This is a genomic window from Marivirga atlantica (assembly GCF_016734805.1).
Lineage (GTDB): Bacteria > Bacteroidota > Bacteroidia > Cytophagales > Cyclobacteriaceae > Marivirga > Marivirga atlantica.
This window is the reverse complement of record NZ_JAERQG010000011.1, coordinates 1-1374: the sequence shown is the minus strand read 5'-3', so window position 1 is coordinate 1374 and position 1374 is coordinate 1. Positions and strand designations below refer to the sequence as shown.

The following is a 1374-nucleotide window of genomic DNA, read 5'->3' as shown; positions in this document are numbered from 1 at the left end:
TGTCTCGTCCTGAAATAGCGTTACACAAAAGAATGTGTAATGAAAGAATATGTAAAAAGAACCCAGAAGGACTACAGTTTATCCTTAAAGCTTCAAGTAGTTTGGGAAGTTGAATCAGGTGAATTGTCCACAGGAGCGGCACAGCGTAAGTATGGCATCCAAGCTAGGTCCACAGTTATGAGCTGGTTGAGAAAATATGGTAACTTTGATTGGGAAAATCAAACACCGTCCAATATGCCCAAGACCCCGGAACAAAAGGTGATGGAACTCGAAGCTAAGGTTAAGTTGCTTGAAAAGCAGAAGAAGCTATTAGAGCACCAACTGGCTCAATCAGACCAGAAGTCAATCATATTTGATATGATGATTGATTTGGCAGAGAAGGAATATGCTATCCCTATTCGAAAAAACTCTTCACCCGAACAGTCGACCTCTACAGAGAACAATACCAAGAAAGCCTAACGGCTACCTGTAGACTGTTTGGGGTAAGCAGACAGGTTTATTATCGAGCAAAACGTTCAATTGTTCAAAGAAAACAAACAGCTGAAAAAGTGATCAAAATGGTTGAAGAAATTCGAATGCAACAGCCAAGGATTGGCGCACGGAAACTGTACTATCTTTTAACTGATAAACTTAGTGTGTTAGGTGTTGGTAGAGATCGGCTCTTTGCCATTTTAAAAGCAAATCACATGCTTATTAAGCCAAAAAGAGCTTATCATGTCACCACTGACTCTCATCATCGGTTCTGGAAACATCGAAACCTCATTGAAGGTATTACACCAACTAGACCGGAACAAATATGGGTCTCTGACATTACTTACGTAGGCAATAGAGACTATCCTATGTACCTGGCCTTGGTAACAGATGCTTATTCGAAGAAGATTGTAGGATATGATTTAAGTGACTCCCTAAAATCAACAGGAGTTTTAATGGCTTTAAAAATGGCTGTAAAGCATAGGAGTTACCATGATCAGCCACTGATTCACCATTCAGACAGAGGTTTTCAATACTGTTGTGATGGTTATCAAAAGGCCCTAAAAAAGAATAATCTGCAATGTAGCATGACTGAAAGTTATGATCCATATGCTAATGCCGTTGCTGAGCGCGTCAATGGAATTATCAAGCAGGAGTTTTTACTTGAGTACAAATTGAATATTGAAAGTATGAGACAACTAATTAAAGAAAGTATAAACACTTACAATAAGTTCAGACCTCATTCTTCATGTATGATGAGAACACCGGTAGAAATGCACCAACAATCTAGTATTGAAATAAAAACCTATAAAATGAAAAAGAGTAGCAAGTTAACACCTGCTACTCCCTATATTTAACCATAATTTTATCCTAAAAACTGTAACGCTTATTTAGGACGGGTCA

At 38.3% G+C, this 1374-nt stretch carries 2 protein-coding genes; both read left to right on the top strand.

Going from position 1 to position 1374, the window contains the following annotated elements:
- Positions 1-39: 39 nt before the first annotated feature.
- Positions 40-459 (top strand): helix-turn-helix domain-containing protein, encoded by a 420-nt coding sequence (locus JKP34_RS18115; protein ID WP_201924736.1) that lies wholly within the window; start codon positions 40-42, stop codon positions 457-459.
- Entirely contained in the window at positions 384-1328 is a 945-nt protein-coding gene (locus JKP34_RS18110; RefSeq protein ID WP_201924738.1) for an IS3 family transposase, read from the top strand. The genes JKP34_RS18115 and JKP34_RS18110 overlap by 76 nt, the downstream gene beginning before the upstream one ends.
- Positions 1329-1374 lie beyond the last annotated feature (46 nt).

Excerpts from the sequence above, each read along its gene's own strand:
- JKP34_RS18115 (WP_201924736.1), top strand. The coding sequence starts at position 40 with ATGAAAGAATATGTAAAAAGAACCCAGAAGGACTACAGTTTATCCTTA.